Source organism: Amycolatopsis japonica, from assembly GCF_000732925.1.
In the GTDB taxonomy this organism is placed as follows: Bacteria; Actinomycetota; Actinomycetes; order Mycobacteriales; family Pseudonocardiaceae; genus Amycolatopsis; species Amycolatopsis japonica.
This window is the reverse complement of the sequence record NZ_CP008953.1, coordinates 4,801,000-4,817,225: the sequence shown is the minus strand read 5'-3', so window position 1 is coordinate 4,817,225 and position 16,226 is coordinate 4,801,000. Positions and strand designations below refer to the sequence as shown.

At 63.7% G+C, this 16,226-nt stretch carries 10 protein-coding genes; 7 read left to right on the top strand and 3 right to left on the bottom strand.

Features of this window, described 5'->3' with window-relative positions; all coding sequences use genetic code 11:
• Positions 1-106: 106 nt before the first annotated feature.
• The 6 genes from AJAP_RS22230 (at position 107) to AJAP_RS43710 (ending at position 10,695) form a co-directional block, all read left to right on the top strand.
• Positions 107-1,264 carry a restriction endonuclease-related protein gene (locus AJAP_RS22230; protein WP_228694551.1) on the top strand — a complete coding sequence of 386 codons (1,158 nt, stop codon included), beginning with the start codon at positions 107-109 and terminating at the stop codon, positions 1,262-1,264.
• Positions 1,261-4,473, top strand: a complete 3,213-nt coding sequence (locus tag AJAP_RS22225) for a hypothetical protein (protein ID WP_084098283.1) — start codon at positions 1,261-1,263, stop codon at positions 4,471-4,473. Before AJAP_RS22230 ends, AJAP_RS22225 begins: the two co-directional genes overlap by 4 nt.
• Positions 4,470-7,076, top strand: a complete 2,607-nt coding sequence (locus tag AJAP_RS22220; RefSeq protein ID WP_038514928.1) for an RNaseH domain-containing protein — start codon at positions 4,470-4,472, stop codon at positions 7,074-7,076. Before AJAP_RS22225 ends, AJAP_RS22220 begins: the two co-directional genes overlap by 4 nt.
• Positions 7,077-7,588: 512 nt before the next feature.
• The gene (locus tag AJAP_RS44110; protein ID WP_038514925.1) at positions 7,589-7,840 is read left to right on the top strand and encodes a hypothetical protein; all 252 of its coding nucleotides are present in this window, start codon (positions 7,589-7,591) and stop codon (positions 7,838-7,840) included.
• 660 nt (positions 7,841-8,500) lie between these two features.
• Entirely contained in the window at positions 8,501-10,000 is a 1,500-nt protein-coding gene (locus tag AJAP_RS22210) for a recombinase family protein (protein WP_228694550.1), read from the top strand.
• 428 nt (positions 10,001-10,428) lie between these two features.
• The gene (locus AJAP_RS43710; protein ID WP_148311551.1) at positions 10,429-10,695 is read left to right on the top strand and encodes a hypothetical protein; all 267 of its coding nucleotides are present in this window, start codon (positions 10,429-10,431) and stop codon (positions 10,693-10,695) included.
• Between the two features lie 119 nt (positions 10,696-10,814).
• Here the strand turns inward: AJAP_RS43710 and AJAP_RS43075 are convergent, their stop codons facing one another.
• From AJAP_RS43075 to AJAP_RS43700, 3 genes are all read right to left on the bottom strand, one after another.
• Positions 10,815-11,924, bottom strand: a complete 1,110-nt coding sequence (locus tag AJAP_RS43075; RefSeq protein ID WP_084098281.1) for a DUF262 domain-containing protein — start codon at positions 11,922-11,924, stop codon at positions 10,815-10,817.
• Positions 11,917-12,444: a hypothetical protein gene (locus AJAP_RS43705; protein WP_148311550.1), complete on the bottom strand. Its 528-nt coding sequence runs from the start codon at positions 12,442-12,444 to the stop codon at positions 11,917-11,919. Before AJAP_RS43705 ends, AJAP_RS43075 begins: the two co-directional genes overlap by 8 nt.
• Before the next feature lie 668 nt (positions 12,445-13,112).
• Positions 13,113-13,355, bottom strand: coding sequence for a hypothetical protein (locus AJAP_RS43700; RefSeq protein WP_148311549.1), 243 nt, complete (start codon positions 13,353-13,355; stop codon positions 13,113-13,115).
• 204 nt (positions 13,356-13,559) lie between these two features.
• Here AJAP_RS43700 and AJAP_RS22205 point away from each other — a divergent pair, with 204 nt between their 5' ends.
• Complete coding sequence (locus AJAP_RS22205) at positions 13,560-16,175, top strand: tetratricopeptide repeat protein (protein ID WP_148311548.1); 2,616 nt, start codon at positions 13,560-13,562, stop codon at positions 16,173-16,175.
• The last annotated feature ends 51 nt before the right edge of the window (positions 16,176-16,226 follow it).

The window sequence follows — 16,226 nt, the reverse complement described above, 5'->3', positions numbered from 1 at the left end:
CACCGTGCTGGTGCCGCAGCGGCGACCGAATTTCCGTTTCGGCCGTGCGATGAACTCTTCGCCGAAATCACATCGCTCACCGACGATCCCGAGGAAGGTTGTGTTTGTGGGGGAGGACCTCGCCGAAACCGATCCGCCGGCCACCATTCCGGCGGATCCTCGTCGCGGCCGCGCGATCACGGCCTGTTGCCTCGCGGCGGCCGCACTAGGCGACCCCGATCTCCCCGGGGAACGGAAGGCGCGCGCACTGATGACCTGCCTGGGCGTGCTCGCTGCCACGCATCCCCTCGGCCGAGCTCCCTCCATGGCCCGATTCCGCGCCGGGCTGAGCGAACCGGTGGGGGCATTGCTTCCCCGCGACGTGGACACCAGCGGTATCGCCGAAGTCGTGCTGCTCGACGCGGAGGGCCGGTTCACCGACGAGGCCGAGGACCTGTGCGCGGAGTTCCTGGTGCCGTCCGCCGCACTCGATCAGTTCTGGCCCTGGGACCGGATGGCCTCTGAACAGGAGGAACGACGGATTTACGAGGTACTGCGCAGGTTGACCGAGGCGGACTACGTGCGGTTGCGGGCCGAACTCGTCGAGCAGCCGGTCGGTGACCTCCGGACTCTGCGCCGCACTTGGGGCAGCCTGCTGCCCCAGTTCTACGAGCCTGTCGCGGACTGGCCGTGGCGACAGGTGCGCGGCTGGTTCTTCGCCTGCCCGGATTGCCGGTGGCCGATGCGAGTGCTCGGAAAGGGTTCGATCGTGGACGTCCGCTGCGAGGCGCACGCTCGCCGCGGCGTGATGTACACCTGCCGGGTCGAAAACCGCACGGGCAAGGCACCCGAGCTGCACCCCGCGGGCGAACGCGCCCGGCTGGTGCCCGCGCAGCCCGCCACGAAGGAGTCGCTGGCGGTGTCTCGCGTCGTCTGGCGGTACGTGACCTTGCCCGGCTTGCTGGAATGCGGGATACGGGATCACGCGTTCGGCCTGGGAGCGGACGTGGAGATGTGGCCGCACCGCGATCGCTACGACCTGGAGATCGAGCTGGGCGGGCAGTCGTGGTGCGTGGACGCGAAGGCATGGGCATCTCCCGTCGCCCTGGGCGAGGCGTTGCGCGGCACCCGTCCCGCGGCACCGGGGCTGGTCATCGTCGTTCCTGATCACCAGCGCTCGAGCCTGGACCTGCTGCAGCACATGATCGGTGGCTCCGGGTACCGGGCCGCCACGATGAAGGGCATCCTGGCTGAGCTCGACGACGCCGCGACGGTGTCGGCATGACCAGCGCACCGAGCGGCATCGCCACCCAGATCGCCTGCGCGCTCGCTGAGGAGTTCTTCGGGTTCCCGGATCCCGACGGCCGGATGACCGTGCCCCTGGACGCGGCCGCGCTCATCGCCGGGGGCCGGCTCGACCTGTGGCGCGCCTGGGACGGGCAGCCGGAGGCCACGAAGCGCCTGGTGGGACGTTTCTTGCGGATCAGGCCCAATGAAATCGGGGCACCTCGCCGGTTCCTCGAGGGGGCGCGTGCTCTGTGCACGGATCCGGACAGCCCGTACGTCGGCCCGGACGACGTCCCCGCCGACGAGCTTGTGGCGGTGGTGGCGCGGCACGGACAACGCCCCCTCGATCTTGTCGCGCACCTGGTGCGGGAAGCCGAGGAAAAGTACGCGCAGAACAGGAGCCCGCTGTCCGTGGCGGGACCGGGTAGGTGGACGTTCGGATGGCGTGGAGAGTCCATTGTGGATCTTCCGGCTGCGGTGGCGAACGCTGCCGTCGACCCGATCAGCCTCGACACCACGCCTTTCTTGGGTGACTTGGCGGTCAAGACCGGACAACTGCTGCAGCTGGCCGCGGAGATCGCACAATGCCGCGGCGAAAAAAACTGGCAGGAAGAGGTCCTCCGCGAGCTGTTCGCCGGACTGCGTGACGACGAGGACGTCCCTGTGGCTGAGCTTTTGCTGCGGTCCGGCAGAACCCGGCTCCTGAACGCACCGACCGGAGTCGGCAAATCCGTCCTGATCAGGCTTCTCGCCGAGCACCTTGCCCGTTCCGGCATTGCCGTCGCGATCGTGGTCGGCACCGTCCACGAAGCTTTGGAAACCGTCGGCAAGATCACCGGGGACCTTCGAGTCCTGCAGTCACCTCGGAGCTGTAGAGCGCTGGTGTCGCCCCGGCGCCTCGCGGAGAAGGCCGAGCACAGTGCCAAGCGTGGCCAGTGGGACCGGTTCGACGCCTTGGGCTACGGCTGCGCGCTCACAGCGCTGGTAGTCGACGGGCCGCAACCCCTTGCCCCTGACGAGCCGTGCACCGGGCTGCGTCCCGTAGTCGAGCAGTCCGATTCCCAACTCAAACGCCAACCCTCACCCCGGCACGCTTGCCCGTACCTCGGTGTGTGCGGCCGGCACCAGGGCCTCCGCGAGGCGGCGTCCGCCGACATCATCGTCACCAACCACCATAACTTCGTCGACGGCAGCGTGCCCGTCCCGGTGCGGGTCGACGGGGTCGATCTCAACCGCCTGCCGGTGCGGGAGTTCCTGTTGCGCCGTTGCGCGGTGCTCTTGGTCGACGAGGTGGACATGCTGCAGAGCAACATGTTCGACGCGGGTGCCAGGCAACTCAAGCTCGCGGCCAGCGGCACGGCGACCGAGCTTCCCCTCGTCCGGCTGGACACCGAACGGAGCATGCTGTTGCCGGCCGAAGACCGCGCGGTCGTGCCACCGCTCACGCGTACCCGGTTCCTGGCTGACCAGTTCCTCAACTACGTCCTGGAAGGCGAGCTGTGGCTGGGCGACGAGCGCCCCACCGCTCCCCGTTCGCGCAAGTCCGTGCCCGACAGCGTGGACTCGGGTTGGCACCTTCCTGGTTCGCGCGACCGGATGCTTCTCACGCACCTGTTCGGAATAGCTGACCGCAGCGAAGACACATCGGACGACGTACCGGCCGAGGTCTACCAGCAGTTCAACAGCTTGTTCCCGGATACCGGTGGAGCCGGTGGCACCGAGTTGCCGGCGTGGCTGGGCAAGGTCGCTGGTCTGCTGGCCTCGGCCGTCAGCAACGACAGTGGCCAAGATCGCATCCGGGAGATCCGGCACCGGCTCCACGAAGTGCTCACCGAGCACATCGCGGCGCCGGACTACCGCCGCGACGTGATCAATGCGCTGCTGGTCCGCACCTGGCTGGGCGCGTTGCACCAGGCGTTGACCCGACTCACCTTCGCCGTCGCCGCCCCGGGAACAGAGATGCCTGCCGCTCGGGCACTCGCGGAGCAGCTAGGGACGGTGGCCCAGCACCAGGCGATCCCGTACGGACCGTTGGGTTACCTACTGTTCGGGTTCCGGATCGAGCGGGTCGAGGACCCTCGGCCCGGCGGGACCCTGTCCGTGCAGGCGGTAGGAGGCGACCCTCACACGACGGTCGTCCAGCTGGGCGGTATGGTGGCGCTCGCCGCGGCGGGTGTGGAACGGCAGGTGCTCGGCTTGTCCGCCACCGCGTACTTCCCCGGCGCCGCTCGCGAGCACATCCGGACGCCTGTCACCTACGCGATGACCGACGCCAAGCCGGGTGCCTTCACGACCAGGTCCGGGCAAGCCCTCGACGCTCGAACCGAGACCACAATCCGGATCGGCGGCCGCGGCGAGTCCGGGAAACCGGCGGCGATCCGCGAGCTCGGTGAGTTCCTCTGGGACCAGCACCTCGACCAGCACCTGCAGTTGCTGGCTGCCACCGATCCGGACCGCGAGCTGTGCATGCTGGTCGGCAACTCCTACCGGCACGCCGCGCTGCTCGCCGCCGGGATCGCGAACCGGATACTCGATCGTGGCTGGCTGGCGGTCGTCGTTCCCCGGAGTGGCGCTCCGTCATCGGTGGTGCTGCCCACTGAAGTCGTGACTTTGACCATCGACGAACTGGAGTCCCTGCCGGTGCTACATCCGGAGGTCAAGGTGTGCATCGCACCGCTGAGCCTCGTGGCTCGCGGTCTCAACATCCTGGTGCCCGACGACCAGCGCTCCGCCCTGGCCTCGGTGTGGGTGTGCGTGCGCCCACCGACCCAGCTGACCGACTCCGCGGAGATGTTTGCCAGTGTCAACGGGCACGCTCTGGGCGAGAGCCGCTCTGGAGTCGACCCGGTGGCGACGTGGGTCGAGCAGCGCAAACGCGCGTTCTCACGACTGTTCCGCATTCTCACCAGCGATCCGCGGTTCAGCAGGCTGAACCGAACGCTCAAGGCAGAGGTGGTCGCCGGGATGCTCGTCGACATGATCCAGCTGGCGGGCCGGGCACGGCGTGGCGGTACTCCGGTGGAGCTGTACCTCACGGACGGAGCTTTCCACGACCCCAAGTACGGCACAGACATCCCGGGCCTCCTCGGCTACTACCACGAAAATCTCAAGCCGGTCGAACAGCGGGAGCTCCGCCGTATTTACGGCTCGACACTCGTTTCCTGGCTGGACTTCGCCGGGATCGGCGCCGAGGAGGTGAGGCCATGACCGGCGACAAGGAGCTTTCCCTGCTGGCTTATCCACTCACCGAGGTGCTGCACGGGACAGCGCACGTCTACCGGCTGCCGAGCAGCGTGGACGATGCGTGGAACCGGCTTCGGACTCGCTACCGGATGAAGGTGCGCGCGAACGTCAATCTCCCCTACTCGGGTCTGGCCACGGCACTGCGCGCCTACAGCGGCGCCTGCGTGAACCTGTTTCCCCCCAGCAAAGACCAAGCACCAGAGCGGCTCGTCACCAGTGCGCCTCTGGACCGGCGTGACGTCCACGACGCCGTGGTGCTGTGGGAGCAGGTTGTGCTCGGCGTACCGAATGAAGAGATCGTCTTCGATTACCTGAGCGAGCTGGCGGACCTCATCGCGGATAGCGCGGTCGAGCAGGTGTCGCTCGCCGAGCAGGTGCACCACGTCGGTGACCAGCCCGACGCCCCCAATTGGGTTTACGACGCGGCCACGTGGGAGTGCGCTCGTAGGTTGGCAAGTGTGCCATGGCGGGTCGACGGCCGCGAGGTGCCGCTGCGAGCGGATACCGACGGAAACCTGGTGGTCTGGGCCGACCAGGCGTTGTGGTCCAGCGCCTGGAAGGAGGGCGGAGAACTCTGCTACGCGGCACTGCGAATCCGACTGCTGATGAAGACTTTGCCCGGTGTTCAGACACCGGTCGTGGTAGTAGACCCGTCGGTGTCGCGGCTGAGCCGCTGGCTTGGGGGCACCCGCAGCGCCTGGCTGGCGCCGCGCTGCGTAGAGGACCCGCTGCTCTGCCTCGCTGTCGAGGGTCGAGGCCGTGCCGCCAGGATCGAGGTGACGAGCGGGATCGCTTTGTCGGTGTCGCATCGTCTCCGCGGCGAGAACCTGCTCGAGCCCGGCGACCTCGACCTCGCCGGCACGCCTGGACGGCTGCGGGCCCTGGTACCGAAATCGGTCCGGTTCCCGATCGGCCGCGGCGTGGGCATGTACACCGTGCGCGAACTGGGCCGCCACGCTGCGGAAGCGTTCGGGGTGCCGAACGTGACCGCCCGCGAAGTGCGAGGCCACAAGTTCTCCGCACAGGCCAAGCGGGTTGTGACTGCTGGTCGGGACGCCGATATGCTCGATGAGAGCGGACTACCCGCGGTCATCAAGGCCTCCGGCGGCGAACGGCTGCGCGTCCTGGCGCTTTACCGCACGCAGCGCACCCGCGCCCGGTTGCAGCGGCTGCTGGCCCACCACTTCGCCCGGCCAGACCTCTCGGAGGGTGCCCCAGAGGACACGGTGGTCCAAGCCGGAGCACACGTTGAAGTCGTGTTCCACCATGCGGCCTCGCTGCTGGCCCACGGCAGCGGGCACCGCGAGCGAGCCGCGGCGCTCAACCAAGTTCCGCACCTCGTCGCTCAGGACGGAACGCGAGTCCTGGCGCTGTGTGAAACCGAGTTCGACGGCCAGCCTCTCGACGAGGACGCGAAGCCTGTGGTCAGCCGGATACTCGCGGAGCGTGGTGTCTTGGCTCAGTTCCTCGCGACGGCCGAGGCTGCGGAGGACCCGGCGAAAGATCACGCGGGTAATAACGCGGTGGCGGACCTGCTGCGAGCCGCCGGTCTGGTTCACCCGAGATTGACCACCGCGCTGGCCTCGGGCAGCCTCGGGACGCCTGATCCGATCACCTACGTCGGCCTGCACGTGCGAGCGCAGCGCGGGGAGGTCTGGACCAAGGGCGCACCGAAGCTCGGTTGGTCACTCGTCGCCATGATTCCCGACGGGGAGCACTGGCGGACCCTCGCCTATCAATTTGCACCGCACCCGAAGACCGGCAGGGGAACCGGCTGGGAGGACTACTTCACGGCGAACACGGCTTTCCGCGCCCACCCACTACCCGGTGGCAAACGGCAGGACGAAAGCCTCGTCGCGGCGATCGACACCGCACTTGGTCAGCTGCGCCCGCACGTTGCCACTGGTGCGGGCTACGTGGTGATGGTCTCCGGCGACAGCTCGCGCTCGTTGTGGCCGTTGTTGGCGAACAAGAACCTCGACATCGAACCGGACGCCGCGGGCCGAGTCGGCAACCGGCCGGCGTTGCCTGGCTGGAATCCTGCGCTCGGGCACCGCCCGCGAGCCGTTGTCCGCGTCACGTCGGGGACCCGCGACCTGCCACGTCCGGTCGAGGTGCGCAAACCCGCCGCCGAGGCGGGAAAAGACCCGCGCATAGTAAAGACGACACGGTCGCTGTACCGGCTCGACGGTTCAGCCTCCGCGAACACGTGGATCTTGGCCAACGTCCCTCGTCAGTTTGCTGGCAGTGGACGGCATAGCCGAGCGGGCCTCGACAGTGGACGCTGGTCTACGGACGCACAAACGGGCAAGCACACGTGGTATGCCCACACAAGCACCGAGATTGTGGTCGTCGGATCGGACTCGGACCCGCAACGCTACGCAGTCGCGGCGGCGCGACTGTGTGACCACGCGGTGTCCTGGGACGGGCGAACCAGTTATCCAGCGCCGGTTCACCTGGCGGCGTTGATGGATCGCAACCACCCCGAGTACCGGCGGACCGTAGACTGGAACGACGAAACGCAGTACGAAGAAACCGCCGATGCGACATCCTACCAATTTCGGTAATCAGTGCAGGGCAAGCCGACCGCGATGTGTCACCGGGGACTTTGAGCCCACAGGGTTGTCCGAAGAGCGTGTTGCTCACTATTCACACGTCTGTGGGTTACGTGACTTCTAGCAGTTTCGGCACACTGAAACTGCTAGGCCATCCGTTGATGTGGGTCTGTATGAACCGGAACTGCCTCAGCTGTTCGACTGCGGCAGTGACAACGCGCGTGGTATGCATGATTAGTGCAGTCACCGAGCGTTACACACATTCATAGTGTGGTGTACGCGGTCCGCCGAGCGGCTCCGTGGAGCCGCATGCGACGCAGGGAGACCGAGGAGCGATGCCGTGTTCCTAGTCCCTAGATAGGCAGTCCTCGGCAAGCCCGACCCGCCAGCATTCTGCCAGGATCCTCATACTCTACTAGAGGCTGCAGGCTGGCCCTTTAAATATACTTCCGCCCAAGGAGGGCGAACCTTTCGATCTCACTTTCGAAAGTGAGAGCCGCTGACTTGAGGGCTGTCGGCATGACGTGCCGGTCGAACTTACCGTTGTCATCGATAGAGAATCGCGCGTCACGGAGTTCTCTATCGGCATTTCTTACAAGTCCTGCCTGGGCTGCAAGGTCATTCGGGCCTTGCAGTTGAAGGAGCAGCAACTGCTGACGAATCTCTGTCCGGTGCTCGAAGTACCGCTCTTCGATGTCCCGGATCTCGTCGCGGTCAACCTCGAGGTGTCCGACTTCCCGCATACGGTGCCGGACGTTCAGAGCGAGCAGGTGTGACCGCATGGCGGCTGCGGTGTTGATGAACGAGGTGCATAGCAGGGCGCGATCATTTCGCCGCTTGGCTCTGCCTGCGGCAGCCGTCTTGACAGGTTCGAGGAGAACACCCAGAGCGACGCCGCTGAGTGCGAACAAGCCTGTTATAAGCGATGGGAGCATGCGGAAAGTGTGGCTACGTCTTGCTGCTTGTCATAGCGAGCAGCCGAGTCGTCACACGGTTGTTGCCGGGGCGAGGCGCTCAGAGATCCTGCTTGGTCATAGCCGGGCGGAGTGGTGAACAGCCTCATCTTCGGGTACCACCTCCGTCCTGAACGTGCCTAATCCACGACCGAGGTTAGGCAGGTTCGTCAGCCCAGTCTGGCACCGGCAGGGCAGTGCGGATAAGAGGCCAGCGACCCAGTTGCAAGGCAGTGTGGTCGACGAAGGAGAGTGCGCGGCCGATGCGAGGCAAGGCACGCTACACAGATGGCCCTCGCGAGATCGGTATACGACCTCGCGGGCAGCACGGGATGAGCTGGTTCCCTGGCCCTCAACATTGACAGGTGAGCAGAAACTGTGCTCGTAGTGCGCTCACGCCGAGTACGATCCAAAGCGAAAGAGCTGCTCGACGCTCTAACGATGGTTGAGATTTAGACCGCGACCGGCCGTCTGCTCGCCGAGTTGAAGAATCCGCGCCGGACGTGGAACGCCCTGGTCGTCGGGGAGGGGACCCGTTGTTGGTTCGGCAACCAGTTCTCGCTCATCGCTCCGCGGTTCGCCGCGTACGGGGTGGAGCTGTGGGTTCCGGAGCTCGGTGGGCGGTTCGATCCGCGGAATCCGTCGCACAAGATGCTGATGAGCGTGCTGGGTGGCATGAGTGAGTCAGAGCGGCAGCACGTTCAGGCGCGGGTCCGGGCGGCGATGGACGCGCAGGTCGTCAATGAGGGGCGTCACCAGGGTGGCCGCGCCCCGTACGGGTACGTGGTCGTAGACGGCGGGCCACATCCGAACCCGAGGAAGGCTGCGGAGGGGTTCCGTCTGCGGGTGCTCGCGATCGACGAGCCGGCGGCCGAAGTCGTGCGCCGCATCTTCGCTGAGTACCTCGACGGGATGGGTGATCGAGCGATCGCGAACGGGCTCAACCGCGATGGGATCCCGTGTCCTTCGGCTCGGCGGCCGGAGCAGAACCGGCATCGGCTGGCCGACGGATGGCAGGGCAGCACGACGCGATCGATTCTGGAGAACCCGCGCTATACGGGCTATGCGGTCTTCGGCCGGTCGGCTCGGCAGGAGATGCTGTTCGACCCTGATGACGTCGCCGCCGGGAACGTCGTGCGGTTCCGGCGAGCGAAGCCGGATCGGGTGGTGCGGTCACGTAAGCCCGCTCATCCCAAGATCGTGTCGGTCGAGGACTTCACACAGGCTCAGTTGATCCGGCGAGCCAAGGCGGCAGGCGGTCTCCGGACGGCGCGCAAGGCCGAACGTGCAGGTCGACCGGTGAAGCACGTGTACTTGTTCCGCGGTCTCATCCGGTGTGCCGCGTGCGAACGGAAGATGGAAGGCAGTCCGCGCAAGTACGGCATGTACTACCGATGCCCAGTCCGGACTTTGGCGCCTGGTGCACAGGCCTTGCTCACGCATCCGCCCACGATCTATCTCCGTGAGGAGCCTCTGCGCGACGCTGTGAATGGCTGGATTGGGGGCCTGTTCGATCAGCAGAACATTGAGCGAACCGTCAGCCAGCTCTTGGGCGCCCAGCCAGCGGTGCGAGCCGAGGGTGATGGAGTCGCAAGCAAGCAGCTGGAGGAGGCGGAAGCCAAGCTCAGGCGCTTCCAAGACGCCATCGCCGCGGGCGTCGACCCGACAGCGCTGGTCGAGAGCATCAACGAGGCCCAAGCGGACCGAGCGGCAGCGCAGGGAGCGTTAGCGGCCGCGGGCGAGCCTGCGGGGATCACCGACGCCGAGGTCTACGCGATGATCGACTCGCTTGGCGACATCGGGGCAGCGCTCGCTGATAGTGAACCGGGCAAGCTGGCACGGCTCTACCGGGATCTGAGGCTTGACCTGCGGTACGACAACGAAAAAGAGGCCGTCTACGCGACGACCTCTTTGCGTGTGAATAATGCGGGTGTCCGAGGGGCGTGTTGCTCACTAACCACACGCCTACACCTGCCCACCTGACAAGCCAGATGCTCGTGCCCGCATAGAAGTAGGGCCGTGGTCGCAAGCGCGATCGTGTACACGACTTGGACAACTTTGCATACAGCTGGCCCGACTGTAAGCTAAGCACCGTATTAATGCGTGATGGTCGCGGTCGTCATCGACTCCACGGTGCTCGCCCAACTCGTCGCCTACACGATCGAGAATAACCCAACCAACCAGCCTTGGGTACTCCACACTGCGTCAACTCGCTGGCGAGCACCCTCATCATCCTGTCGGAAACGCCTCTTCGTCTCAGTCACCAGATACTTGACGAGACGATCGCCGATCGATGGCGCGCCTCTGAAGAGCTCGGGTATTTATAGCCTGACCTCACCGAACTGAAGGACCTGCTAACCGACCTGCCGGTACTGGGCGCACCCGAACGCCTACAGACGATAAACAACGATATGACCACAAAGGTGCACGAAGAGCTCCGCGAAGGGCTGGCCGACGAGACAGCAAAGAACGGCACATACGACAAGTCAGACGGCAACTCGTGGGACGGCCTGGAGCAAGTCCCGGCCTACATCAAACCAGAAAGCCTGCCAGAAGAGCTGCGCCCAGCATATATCGTCGCGACGACCGCGCCAGAAGCAGTTCTCGCCCTGGCGCGGCGTGCCGCCGGATACGGCGAGACTGCTTCCATCAGGCGAGGTGCCCGTTACAGCCGATAGTCCCATCGGGTACCTCAATCGAGCTTTTCCGAGTCGTTTGCTTTCTGCCCGAGGACTCCATCTAGCCTCGACTCTGCGAAACTGATGCCGGCAACCGAATACGGATCGACAACATTCGCCTAGTCAAAATTTCGAGAGAAAACTACTTGCAATTTATTAGAACGAATCCGACGTGAACCCAAGTCGGAAGAATTTCTAATACCTGACGTGTACTCCTCGATAGTATCCTTAATAGACTCCGTCGGCAGGTCAAGGGTTTCGGCAAGAGTTGAAATCAGTTCCTCGGCGTCTGATTTCTCGCCGCTCCGTTTATGCGATGAAACGGCGCGCTGAAATAAATCTAGTACGTCGCGAAGTTGAGTCGCCTGCTCAGTGCTGGCCTCGAATAGGAGACTTCGCAGATTCCAGCTAACGTGCAGCAGGGTAAACATGTCAACAATATTTGACCACCTAGTCCGACCTGCCCACTTCACTGTTCCGGAAAGGAAGTCCAGCAAGCGGACGAACTCTTCCGACCTATCTCGGTAGTCTTCGAAGTCAGCTGAAATCTTGTCATATCGCTCGTTCAGCTCGGCCTTCTTGTTTGAAAGTCCGAAGATGCAAGTTCCAAAGACCTCTGCAAAAAACTCTAAATCACCACCTCTATTTCGCCTTTCGCCGCTAAATACCCCTGAAACTCTACTAATAGAGTGTGTCGCACAGTCTTTAAGAAAATCACTAAATGGCCCAGGGAGCAACGCGTTTCTTAACTCCTGCTCCGTGAGAACCATGTTGACGCGGTTGACCCTCGCAAACACGGCTCGCACAAATTCATCCGCAAGGTTAGAGAGGCGTCGAATTGGAAATCGATATTGGAAAAATTCTTGACGGACCTCATCGGGCAAGTCCTTAAAATACTTACCCTCAAACTTTTCGCGAAGACTGCCTGCCTCTAAGCCGTCAAGAGTGTACTTATTTTTAATGAACTCCAACAAGGCGGTAAGGCGCTGTTGACCGTCAACCACTGACGCAGTCTGCTCGCCATCGGGCGTCGTCTCATATGAGAGATAAATCTCGGGAATTGGATAGCCTAAAAGAATTGTCTCCATCAGTGAGACCTTCGCGCGGTCTGGCCACACGATCTTGCGCTGATACTCTGGCCGAAGGATCAGTTCGCCAGATTTGTCCAAGGCTCTAAACTCCGCGACGGTCTTTGATTCAATCTCAAACTTAAGTGCGTGATCAGCCATGGCCAACTCCTTCCTCTATTGCGCGATCTCTCGCGGTACTAACACTTTTTAATTGATAGCTTCTAAGTGACCTATGATTTCGATACAACCTGTAGTTCACGGAGCAATTTCGAAAGTCTCGCCCAAGATCTTGTATGAATAAGTCGCGAGCCTGCGACCACTGCTCGCCGAAAGATAGATGCGGAAGCACAATGTCGAGTGCAATGCATTCTTCAAAAACAAGCTTCCGAAGATAGTTTTTCTTGCCCTCAAGGCTCTGATTATCAATAATATGTCGAAGCTCACTCCATGCCTTATCGAATAACTCAAGTGATACCACGGCTATGTCAAGATCGGAATCTTCATCAAATCTTTTATATTCCTTCCTTGGGTTCATGGAGTAGCCTAATCGAGCACTGCCGACTAATTGCACAGCCATTGGATCAACGTCAAGCTGAGTTGCTACCCGGTGGCGCCACCGTACGTAGTTTAACTCCTGCGGCCAAACCGCCGGCATGCCATCGAAGAGCCGTGCGGTCACAAAATAGTCTACGTCGTACCCTAGGACCTTGAATTCGCTCCAGAATTCTTGTAATCCATGAAGGCGTGACACTACTTCCCCTTGAGTCAACTATAAAATACTTGATCAGACCGATACTAGCTGCTCGGTCAGTCGTCGGCAAGAGGAACTTCAATCTTGCCGCGGCGCCTACCGTGCTTGAGAACTCAATATTCGCACCGGGAACTGTCCGCGCGAAGTTTTTCGGCCGATAGGAACGCGATTGACTGGGCGTGTCGGCCATCATCCCGGTTGCTGGCGTCAAAAGCCCTTCGCGAATTATTCAGGGGTGACGCTCAAAGACAACAATAGCAGGCGAGCTTGCCTCTGAGGCCAACGACTAACATGGCCAAAGATGGACGGCGGCAGGTGCATGCAATCTTCCACCAACGCGAACTCGGCCTTGTGTGTGGCGCCTGGGCCTGCCGGGATCGTGTCGCCGTGCTCCTTATCGGGTTCAGAGCGCGTAGACGGCCCGGGGGAGAACGCCGCGAACCTTTGCCCTGATGAGCCGCTTAGCAGCCACGACGCTAGCGGCGCTCGCCACGCCTTGATCATCGCCAATCGAAATGAGCAGCGCAGTCGCGCGCTCCGCTGTTCCCTGCCGCTGGCTCTGTCGTGCGAACCGATGGCGACGAGCCTGAGCTGGTTCACGGCTGGCTACTTGCTGCGGATCCGCTGCCGTTCTCAAGTTCCAGGACCCGGAGGGCGTGCGCACTGGTGGTGAGCTCGCTGCTGGCGCGGAGGCGAATCACCTGGGTAACGATCACCCGGACAGCGGCGAGCGCCACGGCTACCAGGGCCACGGTGACCACACACCAAACAGGCAGAACCGGAAGGAGTGCCGTACCGCCGACCGCGGAACTGAGCAGAGCGATCGGTTTTGAGCCCATCGTCCCCACCTTTCAAGTCATCGTCACCGCCGATCGGCCGGTGTGGTTCCACGATGACGCCGTCCACCACGCTGGTCAGCACATCCATTGAACACGGCGCCGACGTGGGCGATGGATGTGTACATCGGAGCGGGCGTCTGCTGCCGTTGCAATCATCGGGCAGGCGCGGAGTTCGGCCATAAGGGCGGGTGGGAAGATGTGCTGATGGTGCAGCAGGACCTCGCCGCCGCTCAGCAGCTCTGCACGCTCCTGGCCAAGTTCAAGGAGCGCCGCGGCCTGTCATTCGAGAAACTCGCGGAGCGGTCCTTGTGCAGTCGAGGGACGGCCGAGAACTACATCACCAAGCCCGGTCACAGCCGCGGCGAGGGGATCCTCAACTCCCTGCTGACCGCGCTCGAAGTCACTGATGATGAACGTGCTGAGGCTGTGCGCTTGCATCGGCTCACTAGGCCAAATACTCCTGACCCGGCGACTGTCGGGTGGTCGGTCGCCGCGGCAGAGGCCGACTGCACGGTGTGGGAGATGGACGAGTTCACGCCTGCCGAAGCGACCGTGCACCCGGCGATCCGCCGTGGTCGGGTTGTCGCCAACGACCATAACGACGTCATGTCGCCGCCCGCCTACGTCCAGCGGGATCATGACACATCGCTGCGTGCGGACGTAGCTGCCTCCGCCAGCGGCGAACTGCGTGCCCTGGTGGTGCTGCGTGGCGGGCCGTCGACCGGGAAAACCCGGTCGCTGTTTGAGGCCGTGCAGGCACTTGGCGTCGGGTGGGCAGTGGTCCGCCCTCGATCGGCGTCGGCGCTGCGCGGCCTGGTCACGTCCGGGCTGCTGTACGGTCGGCGATGCGTGCTGTGGCTCAACGAGCTGCAGACCTTTCTCGGTCCCAATGGGACAGGACTGTCGCTGGATGTGCTGCGCGACCTGTTCACGGCCACCAGGCACCACAACGGCGGGAAACCCCGAAGCCCGCATCCCATCGTTATGGTGGGGACGCTGTGGGCCGAGAAGCTCCGCGACGCCACCACCTCGGCCGATCATCTCAGCGACAACCGGGACTTGCTCGTCAACGCCAACCAGTGGGTGCACTGGCATGACATTCCTCGCGACTTCTCCCCGCACGAACGCCAGAAAGCCCAAGCGCTCGTAGCCAGCACCGGTGACGCTCGCCTCAGAGCTGCACTCACCAACCCTGACCGTGTCGGGTTCACACAGACCCTCGCCGGCGGCCATGAACTTCTCCAGCACTACCTCACCGCGCCGAACCCCATGGACCAGCTGCTGCTCGACGCCGCCGGGGATGCGCGCCGCCTCGGTCACACCAGCCCGATGTCTGTCTCCCTACTGCGTGCGATCGCCACGGCGCTGTGGCGCGAGGAACGCGGCCAGGCCACCCCGCCACATGGCTGGTTCGACACGGCGATCGCCCACGCCACCCAGCCACTCCGCTCCACCCAAGGCGTCCAAGCTTTGATCCCGCTCGACGACCCTGGCCCCGACGACACTGCGAGCGAGCACGTCACCTACGAATTGGCCGACTACCTCGAACAGCACCTCAGTCTGACCCGCCGCACCCAGCCGGTCGTCGACGCTGTCTGGGATGCACTGCATGACCACTCCGCAGGCCCCGAGGACCTATTCAACGCTGCCATATTTGCGAGCGCTCGCGGCCGGTTCGACCATGGTGAGGCTCTCTACCGAACCGCAGGTACCCCCGAGGCGCTAGCCGAACTCGCGAGATTGCTTGCCAACCGCCCAGGACGTGAACACGACGCAGAACAGGCGTACCGGGCGGCCGTGGCCGGGGGCCATCCCGTCGTGCTGTACGAGTTTCTTCCTTGGCTGGAGCAGCAGCCCGATCGCGAGGGAGACATCGAGCAGGCTTACCTGGACGCCATTGCGCGAGGTGAACGCCCAGTACGAAATCTTTTTGCTCATTGGCTGTCCCGCCAGCCTGGTCGCGTGGAAGACGCCGAGCGGTTACACCTGGATGGCATCGCCGAGGGGATTCCCGCCGCGCGCATCGGGTTTGCGAAGTGGCTGGCCACTGTGCCCGGTCGTAAGGCAGAGGCCGAGCAGGCCTACCGGGACGCCATCGCTGACGGCGATGCCGACACGCTCATCATGTTCGCACAGTGGTTGTCCCACCAGCCTGGTCGCGAAGAAGAGACTGAGCGGGTTTACCGGAAGGCAGTCACCGCAGATGGCAGCGGTGCGCGACCCGGGTTCGCTGGTGCGAGACACGCATTCGCTTCGTGGCTGGCGCGACAGCCTGGCCGTAAGGCAGAGGCCGAGCAGGCTTACAGGGACGCTATCGCCGCTGAAGATCTCCGCGCGGCCGAGGGATTGGCTAAACTTCTGTCCCGCCAGCCCGGCCGAGAGAAGGAGACCGAGCAGGCCTACCGGGACGCTATCGCCGCCGATGACTACGATTCTGCTCGCCTGTTCGCTGACTGGCTGTCCCGCCAGCCCGGCCGTGAGGCAGAGGCCGAGCAGGCCTACCGGGACGCTGCCGCCGCCGGTGGCCTCTTCGTACAGTCCGCGTTCGCTGACTGGCTATCGCGTCAGCCCGGCCGTGAGGCAGAGGCCGAGCAAGCCTACCGGGACAGTATCGTCGGCGGGGAGCTTCTAGCGGTTGAGGCGTTCAGGGGGTGGCTGGAGCAACAGCCCGGCCTCGAAGAAGAGGTTGAGCAGGCTTACCGGTATGCCATAGCCGTCGGTCACCCCGAAGCGCTCAGCTCATTCGTCAAGTGGCTGGCAGTCCAGCCAGGTCGTGAACATGACGCCGAGCAGATCGCTCGCCGTGGATTAGCAGACTAAAGCTTGTGCCCGCCCGGTCTGTACCTGTCTATCGGTGGATGGACCATGAAG

Coding starts and splice junctions, on each gene's coding strand:
- AJAP_RS22225 (WP_084098283.1), top strand. CDS start 1,261: ATGACCAGCGCACCGAGCGGCATCGCCACCCAGATCGCCTGCGCGCTC.
- AJAP_RS22220 (WP_038514928.1), top strand. CDS start 4,470: ATGACCGGCGACAAGGAGCTTTCCCTGCTGGCTTATCCACTCACCGAG.
- AJAP_RS43710 (WP_148311551.1), top strand. CDS start 10,429: ATGACCACAAAGGTGCACGAAGAGCTCCGCGAAGGGCTGGCCGACGAG.
- AJAP_RS43075 (WP_084098281.1), bottom strand. CDS start 11,924: ATGGCTGATCACGCACTTAAGTTTGAGATTGAATCAAAGACCGTCGCG.
- AJAP_RS43700 (WP_148311549.1), bottom strand. CDS start 13,355: ATGGGCTCAAAACCGATCGCTCTGCTCAGTTCCGCGGTCGGCGGTACG.
- AJAP_RS22205 (WP_148311548.1), top strand. CDS start 13,560: ATGGTGCAGCAGGACCTCGCCGCCGCTCAGCAGCTCTGCACGCTCCTG.